This window comes from Rhodococcus sp. C3V (assembly GCF_029269915.1).
Taxonomy (GTDB): domain Bacteria; phylum Actinomycetota; class Actinomycetes; order Mycobacteriales; family Mycobacteriaceae; genus Rhodococcus_F; species Rhodococcus_F qingshengii.
On sequence record NZ_JARJBE010000006.1, the window covers coordinates 292121 to 314372 of the forward strand.

Sequence of the window (22252 nt, forward strand, 5' to 3'; positions counted from 1 at the left end):
ATGACGGACAGTTCGTACTACCGCTACCTCGGAACGACGAAGGAAGGGCACGAGCGGTTCGCGAGCACGCAGGCAACTGTCAGCATCTGGGGCCCGACACTGCAGCACGGCGCTCCCCCGTCGGCGCTGTTGGTACGAGCCCTCGAGCGGTGCGGTGCGCGCGACGAAACCCGTCTGACGCGCGTCGTCGTCGAGATTCTCGGACCGATTCCGATTGCCGACCTCGAAGTCCGGTCCTGGATCGAACGACCCGGTCGCCGAATCGAATTGATCGTCGCCGAACTGTGGGCAACCACCGCCGACGGATCTGCACGCGCGGTTGCGCGCGGTACGGCGTGGCGGATGGAGACGGTGGATACCGGCGACGTCGTCCACGTAGTCGATCCCCCGCTCGAACCCCGCGACAGCGGCACCCCGGGCGTTCTCGAGGGTCTGTGGAGCGTCGGCTATCTCAAGACCCTCGACTGGTCCTGGATTGCTCCGATCGGGTGCGTGGGAACCGGGAAGGTATGGGCGCGCCCCAAGCCAGAGCTGGTCGAGGGTGAGAAGATGTCTGCTCTCGAGCGTTTGTTCGCGGTGGCCGACATCTCAAACGGGGTCGGCGCCAAGCTCGACCCGGAGCACTGGACGTTCCTCAACACAGATCTCACGGTGCATATCTTCCGTGTGCCCGAGGGAGAGTGGGTCGGTGTCGCCGCCGAAACCACAACGGGTCCGGACGGCGTCGGCATGTGTGCGGGCGTGCTCTACGACGAGCAGGGTGCGGTGGGCCGTATCGCCCAGACTTTGCAGATTCGCGCCCGTTCCTGATTTCCAGGAACGGGCGCGAATGCGCGTAAATCTATTCAGGCAGTGATCAGAAAGCGCGTACCGAGCGGATGTTCGACGCGAGGATGGCCTTGGCACCGAGTTCGGCCAAGGCATCCATCACCTGGTTGTGTCCCTTGATCGGGACCATCGCGCGAACCGCGACCCAGTCGGGATCGGCCAACGGCGAGAGCGTCGGCGACTCCATACCCGGAGTCATCTTGATGGCGTCGTCGAGGATGGTGCGCGGGCAGTCGTAGTCGATCATCAGATTCTGCTGCGCGAAGACAATTCCGCGTACGCGTTCGATGAGCTGGTTGCGTGCGGGATCGTCCTGCGGAGCGCCGGTGCGCTCGATCAGGACACCTTCGGAATCGCAGAGCGATTCACCGAAAGCCACGAGGTTGTGTTGGCGGAGAGTACGGCCCGATCCGACCACGTCGGCGATCGCGTCGGCGACGCCGAGCTGAATCGAGATTTCCACTGCTCCGTCGAGACGGATGACGGTGGCGTCGAGTCCGCGATCTGTGAGGTCCTTACGGACCAGGTTCGGGTACGACGTTGCAATGCGCAGGCCGGACAGATCCTCGACGGCCCAGTCCTTGCCGGCCGGTGCTGCGTAACGGAACGACGAACGGCCGAAGCCCAGTGACAGACGCTCGGATACGGGAGCACCCGAGTCGCCGGCGAGATCACGACCGGTGATGCCGAGATCCAGCTCACCGGAGCCGACGTAGATCGCAATGTCCTTGGGGCGCAAGAAGAAGAACTCGACCTGATTGGCCGGATCCAGGACCGTCAGATCACGGGAATCGGTGCGTCGACGGTAGCCGGCCTCGCTGAGAATCTCGGCGGCGGACTCGGACAGTGAGCCTTTGTTGGGAACTGCTACGCGCAGCATGGTGGATGTCCTTTCGGAAGGTGTGGGTGACGTGAGACGACATGAATCGGAAGCCCTGGACGAGCGAGACGGAGTACATCTCGCTGGTCAGCTCCGATCACAGATGTCGGTACACGTCCTCGAGGGTCAGTCCGCGACCGACCATCAACACCTGCGTCCAGTACAGCAGCTGGGAAATTTCCTCGGCTAGCTGCTCATCGCTCTGGTATTCCGCAGCGATCCACACTTCACCGGCTTCCTCGATGACCTTTTTGCCCTGAGCATGCACACCGGCGTCGAGGGCGGCGACAGTGCCGGACCCCTCGGGGCGAGTAGCAGCGCGCTCGGTCAATTCGGCGAACAAGGATTCGAAGGTCTTCACGGGTAGCTATTCTTTCACGAGGACGGAAGCGGTTTTCACACGCCCACGAACAGCGGTGTTCACAGGCCTGCGTCGAGGCTGCGCGAACTCACGAACCTGCGGGTCTGCCCGGTGATCGGATCCGGGTACTCCAACGCTCGCGCCAACAATCGCAACGGAGTCGAGAAGTCACCGGGCACTGCGGGCAGATACTCCGGATAGTAGTTGTCACCGACGATCGGGACGCCCAGCGAGTTGAGGTGCAGCCGAAGCTGATGGGTCCGGCCGGTCCGTGGGAGCAACCTGTATCGCCCGAGCGTCCGGCCGGCCGAGTCGGTGATCACCTCGATCAGTTCGATCGAGGTCTCACTGTTCGGCTCGCCCGCGATTTCGGTAGCCGTCATCTCGCCGTGAACTTTGTTGATGCGGCTGCGCACCGTGCGAGGGAAAGTCAGTTCCGGATCGAAGCCCGCAATCGCCTCGTACTCCTTGACGATCCGCTGCTCGGCAAAAAGTTCCTGGTACGGCCGTCGTAGGTCCGGTGTCACGGTGAACACGATGACACCCGCCGTCATCCGGTCGAGGCGGTGAACTGGCGCAAGATCCGGAAGGTCCAGGTCACGACGCAGGCGCACGACTGCGCTTTCGACGATGTGCGCTCCCCGTGGAATGGTCGCCAGGAAGTGCGGTTTGTCGATCACGAGAATCGAGTCGTCGCGGTACAAGATCTCGATCTCGTGCGGAACCGGAATCTCGGGGGCCGGCTCGCGGTAGAAGTACACGAACCGGGTCGGCTGATAGGGCGTTCGGCTCGTGATCTTCCGCCCGTGCTCGTCGACGACGTCCCCGGCGCTGACGAGGTCCGCCCACAGGTCCCGCTCCCCGGGGTGCTCGCCGACCAGGTGCTCGAGGACGGTCCGCGCCGACGACTCCGCCGGCATCCGCAGCCGGTCAGGTCCGAGACCGTTTCGGATCGGCAACGGAGCCTTGGGCACAGCTCAGTCCTGCTCGAGGTCTGGTGAACAACTCTCGCAGAGCAATTCGAGGGTTCGGCCGTCGCCGTCGATCCGGTTGCGGTACCGCGGGGTCGGGGTACCACAATCGACACACACGCCGAGTGTCTTGGCTTCGGATGAGAACTCGATGTTCATCCGCTTGTCGAACACGTACAGGGAACCGTCCCAGAGGCCGCGGTCGCCGAAAGTCTCGCCGTAACGGACGATTCCGCCGTCCAACTGATAGACCTCGTCGAAACCACGTGAGCGCATCAGCGAAGACAACACCTCACAGCGCACTCCGCCGGTGCAGTACGTGACCACGGCTTTGCCCTTGAGATGGTCGTATTTGCCACTGTCGAGTTCGTTGACGAAATCCCGAGTGGTGGCGACGTCCGGAACTATCGCATCTCGGAAACGGCCGATCTCGGCTTCGAAGGCATTGCGCCCGTCGAAGAACACGACGTCGTCACCGCGAGTGTCGACGAGTTCGTGTAGTTCCTTGGGCACCAGGTGAACTCCTCCGCCGACCACACCGTTCTCGTCGACTTTCAGCTCGTCGGGGGCACCGAACGTCACGATCTCCGAGCGTGCCTTGACACTCAGACGAGGGAAATCGTTCCCGAGGCCGTCCGACCACTTGATGTCAGCGGTACGGAAGGGTTCGTAACCACGCGTACCACGGACATATCGCTTGACATCCTCGATGTCTCCGCCGACCGTCGCGTTGATCCCGTGCGGCGAGACGATGATCCGGCCCGTCAGGTTGTTGGACTCGGCCAGGCTGTGCTGCCACAGCTTGATCGCTTCCGGGTCCGCCAACGGCGTGAACTGGTAGAAGAGAACAATTTTCGGAATAGCCACAGCAAATCCAGCCTAACGTGCCGCGCTCGAGTGAACGTCGTGAAGATCGTGAATGGACAAGTCCAACAGGGACTCTCGAAACACGCGTCCAGGGCCGGCGGGGACGTCGACCTCACACGGAACGACGAGCACCGCGCAACCCGCAGCGCTGGCCGACGCCGTGCCGGTCGGCGAGTCCTCGATCGCGAGGCACTGCGCCGGCTCGAGTCCGAGCAGATGCGCGCCGCGCAGGTACGGATCCGCTGCCGGTTTCCCGTTGGGGACCTCGTCGCCACACACCGAATGGTCGAAGAACTCACGGCCGAGCATGCCGAGTGCCCGATCGACCAGAACTCGCTCGGTGTTGGTGACCAGTGCAGAACGCAGACCACCGTCACGCACGGTCGACAGAGCGTCGCGAGCACCCGGCCGCCAGGTCACGCCGTCCTCGAACAGATCGCCGACGCGGGTGTACATCCAGTCCTTCGCCTCGGCGATGGCATCGGGATGCTTCTCCAGGCCGAGCGCGTCGAACACCGTCGCAAGGGCGAAGGGACTCGACGCACCGATGACGGCAACGCGTGTCGCTTCCGTCATCGGTCCGCCCAGGCGTAGGGACAGCTCACGAAGCGCGATGTCCCACAGCTTCTCCGAATCGAGCAGGGTGCCGTCCATGTCCCACAGGACACCACCGAGCGTTGATTCGGATACTTCGGTCAACAACTCAGACATTGAAATACTTTGCTTCCGGGTGGTGCAGGACAAAAGCGTCCGTGGACTGCTCGGGATGCAGCTGCAGCTCCTCGGACAATTCGACGCCGATTCGTTCGGGTTCGAGCAACGCCACCAACTTGGCTCGATCCTCGAGATCCGGGCACGCGCCGTATCCGAACGAATAACGAGCGCCGCGGTACTCGAGATCGAAGTAGCCGGCAACCTCGGTGGGATCCTGCTCCGCGACGGTGTGACCCTCGGGAAGCACTAGCTCTTCACGGACGCGTCGATGCCAGTACTCGGCCAGAGACTCCGTGAGCTGGACACCGATTCCGTGAACCTCGAGGTAATCGCGGTACGAGTTCGACGCGAACAACTCGTTGGCGAAGTCCGCGATCGGCTGACCCATCGTCACCAACTGGAACGGAAGAACGTCGACCTGACCGGTCGCTTCTGCTTCCTTACGCGAGCGCACGAAGTCAGCGATGCACAGGAAACGGTCGCGATGCTGACGCGGGTAGGTGAACCGGAACCTTTCAGGTGCATCCGGTTTCGGCTCGGTGAGCACGATGACGTCGTCGCCCTCCGAGATCGCCGGGAAGTACCCGTACACGACCGCGGCATGCGCGAGGATGCCCTCGGACGTCAACCGATCGAGCCAGTACCGAAGTCGCGGACGGCCTTCCGACTCGACCAGTTCCTCGTACGTCGGACCGTCGCCCTTGCGCTGACCGCGAAGGCCCCACTGGCCGAGGAAAAGAGCGCGCTCGTCGAGCAGCCCCGAGTACTCGGACAGCGAGATTCCCTTGACGATGCGCGAGCCCCAGAAGGGAGGTGTCGGCACCGCGATGTCGGTTGCGACATCGGAACGCTCCGGCAGGACCACGGGAACCGCTGCAGCCTTACGCTTTTCGGCGATGCGCTTGGAACGCTCGTGACGTGCCTTACGCTCGGCAGCCTTCTCGCGAGCAGCGATGGCCTCCGGGCTGTCCGGCGCCGGGCCGCCACCACGCTTGGTCGTCATGATCTGGTCCATCAAGTTCAGACCCTCGAAGGCGTCGCGGGCATAGCTGACGTCGCCCTCGTACACCTCCTGCAAGTCGTTCTCGACGTAGGAGCGCGTGAGCGCCGCACCACCGAGCAGAACCGGGAACTTCTCGGCGACTCCGCGTGCGTTGAGTTCCTGGAGGTTTTCCTTCATCACGACAGTGGACTTCACGAGCAGTCCGGACATGCCGATCACGTCGGCTTTCTTGTCCAACGCGACGTCGAGGATGGTCGCGATCGGCTGTTTGATACCGATGTTGACGACCTCGTAGCCGTTGTTGCTCAAGATGATGTCGACCAGGTTCTTGCCGATGTCGTGAACGTCGCCCTTGACGGTCGCGATCACGATGCGACCCTTGCCGTCCTCGTCGCTCGCTTCCATGTGCGGTTCGAGGAATGCCACGGCAGCCTTCATGACCTCGGCCGACTGCAACACGAACGGCAACTGCATCTGTCCGGAGCCGAACAGCTCGCCGACGGTCTTCATGCCCGAGAGCAAGGTCTCGTTGATGATGGCCAGCGGAGGCTTGATCGTCATCGCCTCGGTGAGGTCGTCGTCGAGGCCGTTGCGCTCACCGTCGACGATGCGGCGTTCGAGCCGGTCGAACAACGGAAGTCCCGCCAGTTCCTGCGCACGAGACTCACGCGCCGACGCTGCCGAAACGCCCTCGAACAGAGCCATCAGCTTCTGCAGCGGGTCGTACCCCTCGCTACGACGGTCGTAGACGAGGTCGAGTGCGGTTTCACGCTGCTCGTCAGGAATTCGGGCCATCGGCAGAATCTTGGACGCATGAACGATCGCCGTGTCCAGACCTGCCTCGGTGCACTCGTGCAGGAACACCGAGTTGAGGACCTGCCGTGCGGCCGGGTTCAAACCGAACGAGATGTTCGAGATACCCAGGGTGAAGTGGAGTTCCGGGTACGCAGCCTTGAGCTGACGGATGGCTTCGATGGTCTCGATGCCGTCGCGTCGCACCTCTTCCTGACCGGTGGAGATGGGGAAGGTCAAGGCGTCGACGATGATGTCGGACTCGGCGAGTCCCCAGTTTCCCTTGATGTCCTCGATCAGACGCTTGGCGATGGCGACCTTCGTCTCGGCGGTGCGAGCCTGGCCCTCTTCGTCGATGGTCAGGGCGACGACCGCCGCGCCGTGCTCCTTGACCAGAGTCATGATCTTGTGGAAACGCGATTCGGGGCCGGCGCCGTCTTCGTAGTTGACGGAGTTGACGGCGCAGCGGCCACCGAGGTGCTCGAGGCCGGCTTGCAGCACGGCAGGCTCGGTGGAGTCGAGCATGATCGGCAGCGTCGAGGACGTCGCCAGGCGGCTGGCAAGTTCCGACATGTCGGCGGCACCGTCGCGGCCCACGTAGTCGACGTTGAGGTCGAGCATGTGTGCGCCGTCGCGGGTCTGGTCCTTGGCGATGTCCAGGCACTTCTGGTAGTCCGCGGAGAGCATCGCCTCGCGGAAAGCCTTGGAGCCGTTGGAGTTCGTGCGTTCGCCGATCATCAGGATGCTGGCGTCCTGCTCGAACGGCACCGCCGAGTACAGCGAAGAGGTGCTCGGCTCGTGGATCGGCGTGCGCTGGGCCTTCTCGACCTGACGAACCGCGTCGGCGACCGCGCTGATGTGCTCGGGCGTCGTACCGCAGCAGCCACCGACGAGGCCGAGTCCGAACTCGGAGACGAAACCACTGAGGGCTTCGGCCAATTCGTCGGCAGTCAGCGGATACTCGGCACCCTTGGGGCCGAGCTGCGGCAGGCCGGCATTGGGCATGACCGACACCGGCAGCGTGGAGTACTTGGACAGATGACGGAGATGTTCACTCATCTCGGCCGGCCCGGTGGCACAGTTCAGACCGATCATGTCGATACCGAGTGGCTCGAGTGCCGTCAGCGCCGCACCGATCTCACTGCCCAGGAGCATCGTTCCGGTTGTCTCGACCGTCACGTGCGTGATGATCGGCAACCGCAGTCCGAGTTGCTCCATCGCACGCTGGCTGCCGAGGATTGCAGCTTTCACCTGAAGCAGGTCCTGGCAGGTTTCGACGAGGATGGCGTCGGCGCCACCGTCGATCATGCCGAGCGCAGCTTCGGTGTACGCGTCACGCAGGACTGCGTACGGTGCGTGTCCCAGGCTGGGGAGCTTGGTTCCCGGTCCCATCGAGCCGAGTACGAATCGGGCCATGCCGTCGCGGCCTGGTCCCATCTCGTCCGCTACTTCACGGGCGAGAGCAGTGCCTTTTTCCGCGAGTTCGCGGATCCGGTGAGAGATGTCGTAGTCGGCGAGGTTGGGCAGGTTGCAACCGAAGGTGTTGGTCTCGACGGCATCGGCACCAGCGGCGAAGTACGCACGGTGGATGTCTTTGAGCACGTCGGGACGGGTGTCGTTGAGGATCTCATTGCACCCCTCGAGGCCGAGGAAGTCGTCCAGGGTGAGGTCCGCGGCCTGCAACATGGTGCCCATCGCTCCGTCGCCGATGACAACGCGCTGTTTCAGCGCATCAAGCAGGGCAGAGTTAAATGGGGCAGACATGCCGTCCAGAGTAGTGGGCGCACCGACAAGCTCTGGCCGTAGGCTGGGTGGGTGAGTCCAAGTGAGTTCCCCGTCACTCCCGACGGCCCGGTCGATTTCGATGATTCCGCGGCCTTCGAGAGCCCTGACGGCTTTGCCGTCGACAGCAGCGACCGCCTCGAGGGCGACATCCCTGTCCTACGTGATCCCATCCTCGTTGCAGCTTTCGAGGGCTGGAACGACGCCGGTGACGCAGCCAGCGGTGCGGTCGAACATCTCGAGCTGATCTGGGATGCCCAGCCGCTCGCCGAACTCGATTCAGAGGACTACTACGACTATCAGGTCAACCGCCCCACAGTCCGGCAGGTCGACGGTGTCACTCGCGAAATCGTTTGGCCGGCAACACGTTTGTCGGTCTGTTCGCCTCCTGGCAGCGAGAGCGACATCGTCCTGCTTCGCGGGATCGAGCCCAACATGCGGTGGCGCAGTTTCTGCGAGGATCTGCTCGAGCTGATCGACCAACTGAACGTCAAGACGGTCGTCATTCTCGGCGCCCTGCTCGCCGATACTCCGCACACCCGACCGGTCCCGGTGACGGGCACGGCCTACAGCAGTGAATCCGCCGCCCGATTCAACCTGGAACAGACGCGGTACGAAGGCCCGACGGGCATCACCGGGGTTCTTCAGGACGAGTGCGTTCGTGCTGGTGTACCCGCTATTTCGTTCTGGGCGGCGGTTCCGCACTACGTCTCGCAGCCACCCAACCCGAAGGCCACAGTGGCTCTCCTTCAACGAGTCGAGGATGTTCTCGACATCGAGGTCCCACTCGGGGAGCTCCCGGCTCAGTCGGAGGATTGGGAGGAAGCGGTCAACGAAATGACCGCGGACGATGAGGAAATCGGCGAATACGTGCGCACCCTGGAAGAACGGGGAGACGCCGAAACCGACATCAGCGAAGCAATCTCCAAGATCGACGGCGATGCCATCGCCGCGGAATTCGAGCGCTACCTCAGACGGCGAGGCCCCGGCAGCTTCGGACTGTGAGCAAGAACACTCCAGAAGAAGGCGGAAGTACACAGCGCCCACTGCGCCTCCGGCTTCAGCTGATCGCGCTGTACGCCGGCGGGTTCCTCGGCCCGTTCGGCGGCGGCGTGGTTGCTTCGATCCTTCCAGAGATCGGTGACGATCTAGGGGTCGGTCCGTCGGCGGCCGCCTCTTCCCTCACCGCGTACCTGCTCCCCTTCGCCGCTCTGATGTTGGTGTCGGGGACACTCGGGACGCGGTGGGGCAAGGTTCGGACGGTGCGCATCGCTTACGGCGTCTACGTCCTCGCGTCGTTGGCATGCTTCCTCGCCCCGACACTCGAGATCTTCCTTGCCGCCCGGGTACTGCAGGGCTCCGCGAACGCATTCACCACGCCGCTACTGCTTGCCTCGTTGGCGGCCGCAACACCGCAGGCACGGCTGGGTCGAGCCCTCGGAGCCTTCGGCGCTTTCCAGGCCGCAGGGCAGTCGTCGGCTCCGTTGATCGGCGGACTGGCGGCCGAATTCGACTGGCGTCTGGCCTTTCTCGTCATCGCAGTGGTCGCGGGCATTCTGGGAGCCGTCGGACTTCCGAAGTCCGAAGCACCGGCAGCGACCACTCCCGCCCGTCTCCGCGATGCATTACGCCCCGAAGTGCTCCGCATCGGTATCGCTGCATTGCTCGGCTGGGGCGCCCTCGGTGGACTGAGCTTCCTGCTCGCCTTTTGCTTCGAAGACGAGTTCGGGCTGTCCCCCACCGTCCGCGGCCTACTGCTCACCGTCTTCGGCGTGGCCGGCATCCTCTCGGCCCGGCGCATCGGAATCCTCATCGATCGCATCGGCGCACGCTCCTCCGTGATGATCGGCGCCCTGGGCGGAGCAGTTCTGGTCTCCGTAGTCGGCCTTGCCGGCTTGGTGCCGGTGATCGCGATCGCATGGTTTGTCGCAGGCGTCGCGAGCCAGTTCGTGCTGGTCGGCGTCAACGCGGCGGTCCTCGGATCCGCGGGGCCGAACCGTGGCGGCGCCGTGTCCGTCGTCCAAGCGATGCGCTTCGGCGGCGCCGCTCTTGCTCCCCTGGCCCTGACACCGATTTACGACTCTTCGCCTGCCGCGAGCTTCCTGATCCCCGCACTACTGCTCGCCGTCGTCGCTCCCCTGATCATGCCGAAGCAACGCTGATCGATCTCCGCAATTTCGAATTTGAAGTTGTGTAGGTAGTGAGTTTCTCGGCGAAAGCGACCACCGTTGTCGCGAGGCTGTCAGGGCGAACATTATTCGGAAAATCTTGTGTTTCCGTCGTCGACAGATATTGATACCATTGGAACATGAGCGAATCTGAGTCGGAACCGGAACGGCCGATCGACATTTTTCGGCGATCGGTTGCCGTCATCGAAGAAAATTTGCCTCCTACCTGGTCTTTGTCGACGCAGCGCTCCCCCGACCTGTCCGAGGCGCCACTCCGACTCGACCTCCGCTCCCCTGACGGCTCGGTGGCCAAATTCGGCGTGTACGCCGCTCACGGTGTCCTGAGCAGCGACGTTCCCGGTATCGCCGATCGCTTCCCCACCGGTCAATCGGGCTTCGTGTGCGCAAAATATCTGTCCGAGCCGGTTCGCCGGCAGCTCGATTCCCACGCGATCTCGTACGCAGACGCCACGGGCAACGTGTCGTTGACCGCTGATCGACCCGCCGTCTGGGTGCGTGGACGCGGAGCCGACGCCGATCCGTGGCGGGGGCCCGGACGTCCTTCCGGACAGTTGACGGGCGATCCGTCAGCTCGCGTCGTGCGTGCGCTTGCCGATTTCGCGGCGCCACTGGCGATCACTGCCTTGGTGCGCCTGGCCGGTGCGTCGACGGGAGCAACCTATCGGGTGGTTCAGACACTGTCGGATCGTGAACTGGTGACCAGGCTCCCCCGCGGTGGGATCGGTGACGTCCGCTGGCCGAAGATGCTTCGTGAATGGGCGGCTGAGGCCGGGGCCAAAGCGCCGACGCCTCACGGCTTTCACGCGCCGGACGGGTTGGAAGCACTCTTCGATCAACTGCGTCAGCTCAGCGGTCACATCTACGCCGGTACCGCCTCGGTGGCCGCCGCACCCTTTGCTCGGTACGCGCCCACTCGACGTGCCCACTTCCATGCCGACAACGTCGATCAGTTCGCCGACGCTCTCGGACTACGGCGGGTGGAATCCGGCGGTGACGTGTGGATCACCGCTCCCCTCTCACCGTCTGCCTTCGACCGATTGCTCACCCGCGACGGCATCCGCATCGTCGCCCCCAGCCAAGCGTTCGCCGATCTGCTGGTCGGCCCGGACTCCGACGAGGCGGCGGCCGAGCACCTGCTCACATGGATGATCGAGAACGAATCGCAGTGGCGACGCGCCGCATCCCCTGCTACGGATCGCCCGTAGGAAAAAGAGGGGGCGTCTCTCGCCTACCCTGTCATGGTGGAAGAAACGAGTGCGCCCGATTACGCCGCGTACGCCGACACCAATCGACTGAAGCTGTTTTCGTTCACGATCGCGGAAAAACGGGCCGAGTACCTCTGGGTACTTCGTGCCTTCGACCATGCTCGCGCCAACTACACCGTCCTGCTGCATGCCGGAGCCGTCGCGCACATCCTCGAGAAGATCGGTGGATCGGATCCGGCGGCCGATCTGTCGGCAGCAGAGGTCACTCCCCTGTTGGATCAGCTCCACGTGTGGGAGATCCTCGAGCGCAGCTACGACGGCACCCGCGCGGCCACGCTGGCCGAGTACCGCAATCGCCACTTCGTCTACCAGTTCGGTCAGGCCGGATACCAGGTCTATCGATCAGTCGAAGACGTTCTCGCCGCACGCCTGGACTCGGCGTCGCTCTCGCGTCTCGCTCTGCCGGACCTGCTCGCAGACATGTCCGAACTCGCCGAGGCCAACCGAAGCTCCGACGGCGATCTGATCTTCCGCAAGCTCAAGCGCCTCGACTCGACACTCTCCGACATGGCCGATCGAGCCGCGCACTTCTATCTGACCCTCGGGGACCTCGTACGGACCACGGAGATCACTCCGCAGGCTTTCCTCACGCACAAGGACGCTCTGCTCACGCACATGCGGGAGTTCAGCTCCGATCTGGCGCGCTACGCCCCCAAGCTCAAGGAAGCGATCGAGCACGTCGAATCCACCGGGGTCGATCGCATGATCCGCCTCGCCGCCGCCAGTGACGAACGGGTGTTCGTCCCGATCACCGAACGCGAAGACGACTGGGCTGCACGTTGGCGAGGATTGACCGCCTGGTTCGTCTCCGCGGAATCGGGGATCAGCGAGTCCGAGCGTCTACGTGAGGGCACGATGAGCGCGATCGCCGCGGTTCTGGCGCTCCTTCGCCGCGTCACGGAAACCCGTCGCGGCGGCGTCAGCCGTGAGAGCCAGCTCCGGCACCTCGCCGGCTGGTTCGCCGCCACGCCGTCCGAAGACGCAGCTCATGCTCTGTTCCAGGCAGTGTTCGACCTCGGTCGTCCACGCCATCTCTCGATGGTGCATCCGGACGCCGACATCATTTCTCACTCACGCTCGTGGTGGGAGGCACCGCCGGTCGAGATCGCGCGAACACTCGCCGAAACCGGCCGCCCGCCCTCACCCGGCTTGCCGAGCAAGGTCGCCCGCAACGACGGCAGCATCCGCCGCCTGCGCGAAGAGCAGTTGGCGGCGCAACGTACGCGCAGTGCCGCGGCGCAATCCCTCGCGTCGAACGGTGTTTATCAGCGCGAACTCAACGAGCAGGAGACCGAAGTTTTGCTGAGTCTGCTCAATGCAGCACTGACCGCGCGCGTTCCGGTGGTGGGACGCGTCAAGAGCTCCACCGGTAGTGAGAACGGGGTGAAGCTGACGCTCAGTCCCTCGGACGGTTCGACCACCATCAAGACTGCTCGCGGACGAATGCATCTCGACGGCATCGAGGTCAGTGTTCGATGAGAGCTCGCGAGATCACGCCCCTAGCCCTCGATTCGTACCAACGAGCGGCGCGTGTGATTCTGTCCAATCACCTGATCACCTCGACGTACCCGGATCGAATTGCGTTGCCGCTCTTGCGCCGTTGGGCCACCGAGCTACGTGACGACTTACTGGAGCTGTTCGGATACCGCCTCGAGGTGACAGAGACCACCGCTCGCCTGTTCACGGTGTCGGATCGGCTCAACCCGTCGGCACCGGCCAGAACTGCCTCCGAGCGAACCTTCGATCGCACGCGCTACGCCTACCTGGCGTTGTGCCTGGCCGCGCTGGGCCGCGCCGGAAACCAGATCACGTTGTCGGAGTTGGCCGATCACGTCGCGGCCGACGCCGCGCAGGTCGACGGCGTGGAACTCTCCACCGATCGTGCGTCGGACCGCGACGCCTTCGTCGATGCCGTCGGCTGGCTCGGCGTCCGGGGCGCCATCGCCCTCGCCGACGGTGACGCAAACGGCTGGGCGTCCAATCCCGAAGCGGGAGAAGCGCTCTACGACATCGATCGTTCCGTCGTCGTGGCCCTGTTCCGTCCGCCGCGCGCCCTGCAGCACCTGCACTCCATCCGAGGGCTGCTGGCGGCGGAGACCTCGAGCGCCTCCGAGGACGACGGAATTCCCGTGGACGCGAAAGAGATCGGACGCCGAGTGCGTCGGGCACTCGTCGAGCGCCCGGTCGTACTGGCCGGTGAACTCGATCAGCACGAATTGATCGCGTTGGCGCAGCCCAAGACCGCGTCGGAAGTCGAACTACTGACGGGGTTGGTGGCCGAGCGTCGCGCCGAGGGAATCGCGATGATCGATCCCACCGGCCGACTCTCCGACGTCCGCTTCCCGAGCACCGGAACGATCGCTCAGGTGGCACTTCTCCTGGCCGGCGAGATTGCCGACCGCGTACTCGACGTCGACGCTCCCGAACTGCCGAAACTTCCGATCCCGCACGTGTCGGACGATCACCTGATCGAACAACTCGATGCCGCCATCCCCGAGGCCGGGATCTTCGAGGACCTCGCCGACGAGGACGACGACTTCGTGCTGCCCGCCGGCGAACCGGCCGAGCCACCGCCACCCGTCACGTACCCGAAAATCGACGACGACTGGCTCGCTGACAAGGTCACCGAGTTGGTGGACCAGTTCGGGCGAACTTTCGCGGCGCAGTGGCAGGCCGATCACAACGGGCTGCGCAAGCAGGCGCTCGGGTTGCTGCAACGTCTGCGCCTGACGCATGCGGTCGACGGCGGCGTACTGGTGTTGCCCGTCCTTGCCCGGTACCGCGACGTCGTGGTCTCCGTGCGCGAACGCGATCCTCAGATCGACTTCGCGGTGGACAACTCCGCACCGGATCCGGTCGACGAATTCGGCCCCGAACCTTCCCCCAACGGCGAACTATCAGAGGTAGAGAACGTATGAGCAACGCCCGCTTCCGACCTACTCGGGCTGGAATCATCAACCTCTGGGATTACCGAGACCAAGAGTTCTCGTTCGCCGACGGTCGACTGGTTCTGCGGGGACCCAACGGATCCGGCAAGACCAAGGCCCTCGAGGTCCTGTTCCCGTTCGTCTTCGACGGCCGCATCGAACCGCGGCGCCTCAACCCGTTCGCCGGTGAAGAGCGCACGATGAAGTCCAACCTGCTCTACCGGGGCCAGGACAGCGCGCACTCCTACGTGTGGATGGAGTTCTGCCGCGGCTCCCTCGAAGATCCCGAGTCGGTGACCGTGGGAATCGGCATGCGGGCAACCCGAACCAACGACAAGGTCACCCGCTGGTACTTCGTCGCCGACGGCCGCGTCGGAGTCGACTTCTCGCTGATCGGCAACGACGATCGTCCTCTCACCAAGAAGCAGTTGGCCGAACAACTCGGCAGCGATTCCATCACCGACCGTCCCCTCGACTACCGCACAGCCATCGACGCGCGAATGTTCGGTCTCGGTGTGCAGCGATACGACCAGCTGATCAACCTCATTCTCACGCTTCGCCGCCCCCAGCTCGCGAAGAACCTCGACCCGAAGGGCCTTTCGCAGGCACTCACCGACGGTCTCCGTCCACTCGACGATCAGTTGGTCCTCGAAGCTGCGCGTTCGTTCAGCGACATGGAGGAAGTCGGCCGCGCGCTCGAGGGGCTCGCGGCCGCCGATCAGGCAGCCCAGAGTTTCATCGGGGTCTACACCAAGTACCTGCGTCAGCAGTCTCGCGGAGAGATCGAACAGGTCAGCACCCGCCTCGCAGCGGTCACCAGAGGTGTTGCCGCCATGGACGAGTCGTCGCTCGCCCAGACCCGCAGCCGTGAGGCGCGGGCAGCAGCCGAGGAGCGCTTCAACCAGGCCGAGCAGGCACTCGAGAACGCGCGCGCCAATGTCGAAGCACTGCAACGCTCGAGCGCGTACGAAGGCAAACAGCAACTCGACGACCTCGCCCAGGCCGTCGCGACGCTCAAGCTCTCGACCGAGCAGCAGGCAGACAAGTCCCGGAAAGCGCAGGCCGCACTCGCTCAACGCGGCGACGAAGCCGACAAGGCTGCATCGTCAGTCAAGCGTGCGGCCGAAGCACTCTCGCGCGCCGAGGACGAACTTCAGGCAGCAGCCGAGGACGCCGGCATCGTCTGGACTCCCCTGCCCGACGGCTCACGCAGTGACCAGATCACGGCAGCCGTCCGTGGCCATGCCGAGGAGCGTGACGGTGACGTACGCGTCGTCCGCACCGCACTGGCGACCGTCGAGAAGGCGGCGACCGAACGAACCCGGGCCGAAAACAGCTCTCGCCGTGGACAAGAGCTGCTCGAAGCGTCCAAGGCGGCTGTACTCGAGGGCGAAGCTGCCGTGGAACTCGCACGCAGTCAGTGCGCCAGCGGGCTGCGCGCGTGGTGGACCGATCACTCCTCCCTGTTTTCGGCTGTCGGCGCCGACACGTCGCTGTTCGAAGCTCTCGACGCGGCGCTCGCCGAGGTCCGCGACGAAGACGCTCCGGCGCTGTCCGCAGTTCTCGCCGAGCAAACCGTGGCCGGCACCGAGACGCTGCGCGAGCGTCGACGTGAGGCCGAAGCTGAAATATCTGCATCACACGCCTCCATCGCGGCTCTCAAATCCGAGCGCAAGGCCGTCTCCGCGGAACACGACGACGCTCCGCCTGCCTTCCACGCACGCTCCGACAACCGCAGTGAACTGGGTGGTGCACCGCTATGGCAGTTGGTGCGCTTCGCCGATTCCGTCGAACCAGACGTGGCCACGGGAATCGAATCCGCACTCCAGGCGGCAAATCTGCTCGACGGCTGGGTCTGCCCGGACGAGAAGATTCCCGAGCACGTCAGCGAGCAGTTCCTGACGGCTCTGCCCGTCAAGCAGCGTCCGAAGGGACGAACGCTGGCCGACGTCCTCGAGGTCGAAGGCAATGCCGACGTGCCCGACGCTCGGGTACAGGACATTCTCGCGTCGATCAGTCTCGTCGAGGCGCCGGGCGACTCCGACGCAAGCGTCGCGATCGGCGTCGACGGCCGCTTCTGGCAGGGCGTCGCGCGTGGCCGGCACGTCAAGGCCGACGCCGAGTACATCGGCACCACAGCACGGGCGCGTCGACGCGAGGCTCGGATCACCGAGATCGACGCGGCTCTGGAAGAACTTGCCGCGGCAGTCGATACGGCCAAGGCACTGGTGGCGCAGACCAACGAGCAACTGAGCCGGATCAACTCTGCGGCAAAGGAATTGCCGAAGACAGGTTCGATCCTGCGCGCACTCAAGACGGTCACCGAATCCGCCGGCGCACTCCGTACTCGTTCGGAGGCCACGGAAACGGCACAACGAGAACTCGATGCGGCGATCGCTGATCTCGCGGCGAAGGAAAAGCAACTCCGAGCGACGGCGTCGCAGCACCGGACGCCGCATATCGGCCGTGAACTCGACTCCCTCGCGGCGGCGATCCGTCATTTCGAGAAGCAGGGCGAACTGGCGCTGCGCTGCCGACGGGAGCATGCCAAGGAAGTCGAACTCGAACGCGAGTCTCGCGACCGTCTCGACGAATCACGCGCCAATGCGGAGGAATTCGCCGAGGAAGCCGCCATCGCCGAGGAGAGTCTGCTCCAGCAGGTGCAGCGTCTCGAGACGCTGCGCGACACCCTCGGTGCCAGCGCCGAGCAGATCGACCTGGACCTGGCAAAAGCCCGCGCGAAGATCGAAGAATGCAAGGTCGAACAGCGTGCGGCGCGAAAGGCGTACGACGCCGCCGTCCTCCAGATCGGCACGGCGGAGGGTGCGTACAACACCGCCGTGGAGACCTTGCGTCACACCCTGACCGAAACCCGCAGTGATGCAGAGCGACTCGCACCCTACGCGCGCCCGGACCTTCTCGAGTTGTTGGGCGTCAAGGAACATCTGAGCTGGCCGGCAAGTTCAGCGGCGTGGATGAGCCCCGATCAGTTGGTCTACCGCATCCAGAACGAAGATCGCAGCGAGGACGCAGCCCACCCGCCCGTCCTCCCCGAAGACGTCGACAAGTTGTACCGAGCGCTCGAGGCTGCGACCTCGGCAGTCCGAGTCACCGACGGCGCCCGAAAGGCAACCCGCACGGCACTGACCTCGGCGCTGCAGGACTTCGACGCGCAACTCGCAGCGGCCGGACAGGACTACCGTCTGCAGTGGGATGCACCGGATGGGCTGACCGTCGTACGAGTCCAGGACGATCAGGGCTATTCGTCGATCGGCGAGTTCGCAACGCGGATCCACGACGCTCGCGGCGATCAGGAGCAGTTGCTCACCGAATCCGAGCGTCGCATTCTCGAAGATGCCCTGTTGACGGGATTGGCCCAGCAGATCCACGAGCGCACGGTCGACGCACGCGAGTTGATCGCACAGATGGGCACCGAGATGCGTGAGCGTCGGATGTCCTCAGGCAATACCATCGGCGTTCACTGGGTGCTCGCCGACAACCTCGACGACAGCTCGCGGGCAATCTCCAAGCTGCTGGATCGAGACGCGTCGGCCCTCGGCGTCGATGAACTAGCTACTCTGCGAGCACATTTCGCGACGCAGATCCGTACCGCCCGCGCGGCGCACCCCGAACGCTCGTACCCGGAGATTCTGTCCTCGGCGCTCGACTACCGTCAATGGCGCGTGTTCTCGTTCACCCTCATCAGCGGTGAGGGCAAGGAAGACCGTCTTACCGTCGCGCGGCACAGCGCGCTGTCCGGTGGCGAGCAGTCCGTCTCGCTGCACCTTCCTTTGTTCGCCGCGGCGCACGTCATGTTGGACTCGGCCGACCCGCACGCCCCGCGTCTGCTGGCACTCGACGAGGCCTTCGCCGGTGTCGACGACAACGGTCGCAGCGAGCTTCTCGGCTTGAGCGTTCAGTTCGACCTGGACCTCTTCATGACCGGCTACGACCTGTGGATCACATACGCAGACGTCCCCGGGTGTGCGCACTACGACCTCGCGCACTCCACGGCCGAACAGGCGGTCAGCGCCGCGCTGCTGGTCTGGTCGAACGGTGAGCTGCTTGCCGAGCACGACGGAACGGATCTGGCGAGGGCATTGGGCTCGCCGCTACGGCGCCGGGTGCCGACACCCGCCGAAGGTGCGTTGGACTACGCCTAGAAACTGCTGTGCGCCTTTATTAACCGCGGGCGGTTAATAAAGGCGCACAGCAGGGGTTCAGCGAAGCGAAATACCCAGTAGGGCGTCGACGGCATCGGCGAACTCGCCGGGTGCCTGCGTGTCGGATCCGCCGCCCTCGATGGCGCGGCGGGCCCAACCGTCGAGCGCGTCGAGCGCCTTCGGGGTGTCGAGATCGTCGGCCAGGTGCTGACGCAAACGCGCAACAGTGTCAATGGCAGACGGCGCAGAACCGAGAGCTGCTGCCTCGCGCCACACCTTCAGGCGCGACTGAGCATCCGCGAGGACCTGATCGGTCCACGCGCGATCCTGGCGGTAGTGGCCGGACAGAAGTCCGAGACGGATTGCCGCTGGGTCCACCCCCTCGCCGCGCAGCTTGGAGACGAAGACCAGGTTTCCGCGACTCTTCGACATCTTCTCGCCGTCGAGACCGATCATGCCGGTGTGCACATAGTGCCGCGCGAATCGGCGATCACCCGTTGCCGATTCGGCATGCGCAGCCGAGAACTCGTGGTGCGGGAAGATCAGATCGCTGCCACCGCCCTGGACGTCGAAGCCGGAGCCGATGCGGTTGAGTGCAATGGCCGCGCATTCGATGTGCCAGCCGGGGCGACCCGGTCCGAAGGGTGAGGGCCACGAGGGCTCGCCCGGACGCTCCGCACGCCAGACAAGTGCGTCGAGCGGATTGCGCTTTCCGACGCGATCGGGATCTCCGCCGCGTTCGGCAAAGAACTTCTCCATCGTCGCGCGGTCGTAGCCCGACTCGTAGCCGAACTGCTCGGTCGCGTCGGCACGGAAGTAGACGTCGGGGAACTCCGCGTCGTCGACGATGTACGCGGCACCGGACGCCACGAACTTCTCCACCAACTCGACTACTTCGTTCACCGATTCGACGGCGCCGATGTAGTCCTTCGGCGGAAGCACACGCAGCGCTTCCATGTCCTCGCGGAAGAGTGCCGTCTCACGCATGCCGAGGACGATCCAGTCCTCGCCGTCGCGATTGGCTCGCTCGAACAGCGGGTCGTCCACGTCGGTCACGTTCTGGACGTAGTGGACATCGTGTCCGGCGTCGCGCCAGATGCGGTTCACGAGGTCGAACGTGAGGTACGTGGCCGCGTGGCCGAGGTGGGTGGCGTCGTACGGGGTGATGCCGCAGACGTACATCGTCGCCTTCTCGCCCGGGGTGACGGGGCGAACCTGACGGTCGGCTGTGTCGTACAGCCGCAACGGCGGCCCCTGACCGGGAACGGACGGGAGTGCGGTATCGGACCAAGACTGCATGCTGCCGAGCCTAGTGGAGACTGCTCTGAGGCTGGGAAGGTGCTGGCTGATCCTGCTCTGGTTCGGGCGTCGACGCGAGCTTGCTCGGCCACCAGATCTTCTGACCGATGTCGTAGGTCAAGGCCGGGACCAGCAAGGATCGGACGATCAGAGCGTCGAGCAGGACACCGAACGCCACGATGAACGCGATCTGGGCGAGGAACAACAGAGGGATCACCGCCAACGCCGAGAAGGTTGCTGCCAGAACAACTCCGGCAGATGTGATCACCCCGCCGGTCACCGTGAGTCCCCGCAGAGCGCCCGCCCTGGTGCCGATCTTCAGCGCTTCCTCACGCACCCTCGTCATGAGGAAGATGTTGTAGTCGATTCCCAGAGCCACGAGGAACACGAACGCAAAGAGCGGGACCACCGGATCCGCGCCGGGGAAACCGAAGATGTGGTCGAACACCAGCGACGAAATGCCCAGTGTCGCAGCAAACGAGAGCACAACGGTGCCCATGAGAAGCAGCGGTGCGAGAAGCGAACGCAGCAAGAGCGAGAGAATCACGAACACCACGATGATCACCACGGGAATGATGAGTGTCCGGTCCCGTGTCGAGGTGGTCTTCGTGTCGAGGTCGGTCGCAGTGACGCCACCGACCAATGCGTCGGCGCCCTCCACTGAGTGAACTGCATCACGCAGTCGCACGATGGTGTCTTCGGCCTCGAGCGAGTCGGCAGCGTCAGTCAACGTCGCCTGCAGGGAGACTCGCCCGTCGACGACCAGTGGGGCTCCCCCGTTCTGCACGACGCTCACGTCGCTGACACCCTCGACGCGACTGGCTGCCGCAACGGCATCCACTTGGTCTGCATTCGCGATGACCACGGCCGGTGAACCCGAACCCGCGTCGAAGTGCTCGCCGAGAATCTCCTGGCCTGCAACCGAATCGACATCGAGCAAGAAGATGTCGGACGACGAGACACCGCTGGCTTTGAACTGCGGCATCATCATCGCGAAGATCACCAGCACCAGAGTCGACGCCACCCAGAAGCGGCGCGGATGCCTACCGATTCGAGCAGCGAGCCCGGCCCAGAACCGGTGATCGTTCGCCTCGTCGTGGTGCTCGCGGTCTGCATCGAACTTCGGCTTGGTCGGCCAGTACGCCGTCCTCCCGAACAGAACCAGGACAGCAGGTAGGAAGGTCATCGATGCGAGGAAGGACGCGGCGATACCGATGGCGGCCACCGGACCGAGTCCGCGGTTCGAGTTCAGGTCGGAGAGCAACAGGCACAGAACGCCCGCGATGACCGTTCCTGCAGACGCTGCGACAGGTTCGAGCGTCGCGCGCCACGCAGTGCGCATTGCTGCGTACTTGTCCTTCTCGATCCGCAATTCTTCCCGGTAACGAGAGACCAGCAGTAGCGCGTAGTCGGTGGCGGCACCGAACACGAGGATGAACAGGATGCCCTGGCTCTGACCGTTCAGTGCGATGACGTCCGCGTCCGCGAGCAGATACACGAGCAAGCTCGACAATCCGAGTGCGAAGATCGCCGAGAAGATCACCACGAACGGCAGGATCGGGCTTCGGTAAACGATGATCAGGATCACGATCACGACGGATCCGGCTACCAACAACAGCAATCCGTCGATACCGGCGAATGCTGCCGACAGATCCGCAACCTGCCCAGCGGGGCCCGTGACCTTGACTGTCAGTCCGTCAGGGCTCGACTCCAGCGCCGCGCGCAGCGCTTTCACGCTGTCCTTGACTTCGAGGGTGCTGTCGACCGGCAGGAACATCTGGAGTGCCTGGCCGTCGGCCGACGGGATCGGCGGCGATGAGGCGTCGCCGAATCCTTCGGTACCGACAAACGAATCGACGGTCTGGGAAAGGAAGGTGGAGTCGGCGGGCTCGAGGCCACCCGGTCGTTCCGCCACGATGATGGCCGGCACGAAGCGCGTGTCCGTGAAGCTCTCCTGAAGCTTTGCCACCTCGGTCGCTTCGGCCGACGCGGGCAGGAACGACGTGTTGTCGTTCTGCTGCACCGTGCTGAGCTTTCCGGCGAACGGACCGCCGAATCCTCCGATTGCCAGCCAGCCGATCACGAGGAGAGCTGGCACAATCCATCGAAGGCGACGAACAGGACGATTTTGTACTGGTGTGCTCACTGGGTCTCCAGGGATCGGCAGCAGAGGACTTGCCGACTATTTTGTTCAGCATGCTGAGTAATTGC

The 22252-nt window shown here is 64.3% G+C and carries 15 protein-coding genes; 7 read left to right on the forward strand and 8 right to left on the reverse strand.

What is annotated here, in order from left to right; genetic code table 11:
- Complete coding sequence (locus P3G66_RS18090) at positions 1-810, forward strand: thioesterase family protein (protein WP_276116955.1); 810 nt, start codon at positions 1-3, stop codon at positions 808-810.
- A 46-nt stretch (positions 811-856) separates the two neighbouring features.
- Here the strand turns inward: P3G66_RS18090 and hisG are convergent, their stop codons facing one another.
- The 6 genes from hisG to metH form a co-directional block, all read right to left on the reverse strand.
- Positions 857-1708: an ATP phosphoribosyltransferase gene (gene hisG, locus P3G66_RS18095; RefSeq protein ID WP_003944905.1), complete on the reverse strand. Its 852-nt coding sequence runs from the start codon at positions 1706-1708 to the stop codon at positions 857-859.
- Positions 1709-1805: 97 nt separating this feature from the next.
- Positions 1806-2069, reverse strand: coding sequence for a phosphoribosyl-ATP diphosphatase (locus P3G66_RS18100; protein ID WP_003944933.1), 264 nt, complete (start codon positions 2067-2069; stop codon positions 1806-1808).
- A 59-nt stretch (positions 2070-2128) separates the two neighbouring features.
- Entirely contained in the window at positions 2129-3043 is a 915-nt protein-coding gene (locus P3G66_RS18105) for a pseudouridine synthase (RefSeq protein WP_007729895.1), read from the reverse strand.
- Positions 3044-3046: 3 nt separating this feature from the next.
- Positions 3047-3907, reverse strand: a complete 861-nt coding sequence (locus tag P3G66_RS18110) for a rhodanese-related sulfurtransferase (RefSeq protein WP_042450983.1) — start codon at positions 3905-3907, stop codon at positions 3047-3049.
- 12 nt (positions 3908-3919) lie between these two features.
- A complete protein-coding gene (locus tag P3G66_RS18115; RefSeq protein ID WP_007729900.1) occupies positions 3920-4618 on the reverse strand; it encodes an HAD family phosphatase in 699 nt (232 codons plus the stop codon).
- The gene (gene metH / locus P3G66_RS18120; RefSeq protein ID WP_151098068.1) at positions 4611-8180 is read right to left on the reverse strand and encodes a methionine synthase; all 3570 of its coding nucleotides are present in this window, start codon (positions 8178-8180) and stop codon (positions 4611-4613) included. The genes P3G66_RS18115 and metH overlap by 8 nt, the downstream gene beginning before the upstream one ends.
- A gap of 168 nt (positions 8181-8348) precedes the next feature.
- Between metH and P3G66_RS18125 the strand changes: the two genes are divergently transcribed.
- From P3G66_RS18125 to P3G66_RS18150, 6 genes are all read left to right on the forward strand, one after another.
- A complete protein-coding gene (locus P3G66_RS18125) occupies positions 8349-9203 on the forward strand; it encodes a PAC2 family protein (protein ID WP_223257810.1) in 855 nt (284 codons plus the stop codon).
- A 41-nt stretch (positions 9204-9244) separates the two neighbouring features.
- Positions 9245-10360: an MFS transporter gene (locus tag P3G66_RS18130; protein ID WP_276116980.1), complete on the forward strand. Its 1116-nt coding sequence runs from the start codon at positions 9245-9247 to the stop codon at positions 10358-10360.
- Between the two features lie 146 nt (positions 10361-10506).
- Positions 10507-11592, forward strand: coding sequence for a hypothetical protein (locus P3G66_RS18135; RefSeq protein ID WP_007733759.1), 1086 nt, complete (start codon positions 10507-10509; stop codon positions 11590-11592).
- Positions 11593-11625: 33 nt separating this feature from the next.
- Positions 11626-13131 (forward strand): TIGR02677 family protein, encoded by a 1506-nt coding sequence (locus P3G66_RS18140; protein WP_007733760.1) that lies wholly within the window; start codon positions 11626-11628, stop codon positions 13129-13131.
- Positions 13128-14570: a TIGR02678 family protein gene (locus tag P3G66_RS18145; protein WP_058226710.1), complete on the forward strand. Its 1443-nt coding sequence runs from the start codon at positions 13128-13130 to the stop codon at positions 14568-14570. Before P3G66_RS18140 ends, P3G66_RS18145 begins: the two co-directional genes overlap by 4 nt.
- Positions 14567-18742 carry a TIGR02680 family protein gene (locus tag P3G66_RS18150; protein ID WP_276116956.1) on the forward strand — a complete coding sequence of 1392 codons (4176 nt, stop codon included), beginning with the start codon at positions 14567-14569 and terminating at the stop codon, positions 18740-18742. The genes P3G66_RS18145 and P3G66_RS18150 overlap by 4 nt, the downstream gene beginning before the upstream one ends.
- A 57-nt stretch (positions 18743-18799) precedes the next feature.
- Here the strand turns inward: P3G66_RS18150 and mshC are convergent, their stop codons facing one another.
- Both mshC and P3G66_RS18160 read right to left on the reverse strand, forming a co-directional pair.
- The gene (gene mshC / locus P3G66_RS18155; protein ID WP_042924743.1) at positions 18800-20041 is read right to left on the reverse strand and encodes a cysteine--1-D-myo-inosityl 2-amino-2-deoxy-alpha-D-glucopyranoside ligase; all 1242 of its coding nucleotides are present in this window, start codon (positions 20039-20041) and stop codon (positions 18800-18802) included.
- Positions 20042-20051: 10 nt separating this feature from the next.
- Positions 20052-22142 (reverse strand): MMPL family transporter, encoded by a 2091-nt coding sequence (locus tag P3G66_RS18160; protein ID WP_225320402.1) that lies wholly within the window; start codon positions 22140-22142, stop codon positions 20052-20054.
- Between the last annotated feature and the right edge of the window lie 110 nt (positions 22143-22252).

Coding starts and splice junctions, on each gene's coding strand:
- hisG (WP_003944905.1), bottom strand. CDS start 1,708: ATGCTGCGCGTAGCAGTTCCCAACAAAGGCTCACTGTCCGAGTCCGCC.
- P3G66_RS18150 (WP_276116956.1), top strand. CDS start 14,567: ATGAGCAACGCCCGCTTCCGACCTACTCGGGCTGGAATCATCAACCTC.
- metH (WP_151098068.1), bottom strand. CDS start 8,180: ATGTCTGCCCCATTTAACTCTGCCCTGCTTGATGCGCTGAAACAGCGC.
- P3G66_RS18090 (WP_276116955.1), top strand. CDS start 1: ATGACGGACAGTTCGTACTACCGCTACCTCGGAACGACGAAGGAAGGG.
- P3G66_RS18140 (WP_007733760.1), top strand. CDS start 11,626: ATGGTGGAAGAAACGAGTGCGCCCGATTACGCCGCGTACGCCGACACC.
- P3G66_RS18145 (WP_058226710.1), top strand. CDS start 13,128: ATGAGAGCTCGCGAGATCACGCCCCTAGCCCTCGATTCGTACCAACGA.
- P3G66_RS18135 (WP_007733759.1), top strand. CDS start 10,507: ATGAGCGAATCTGAGTCGGAACCGGAACGGCCGATCGACATTTTTCGG.
- P3G66_RS18115 (WP_007729900.1), bottom strand. CDS start 4,618: ATGTCTGAGTTGTTGACCGAAGTATCCGAATCAACGCTCGGTGGTGTC.
- mshC (WP_042924743.1), bottom strand. CDS start 20,041: ATGCAGTCTTGGTCCGATACCGCACTCCCGTCCGTTCCCGGTCAGGGG.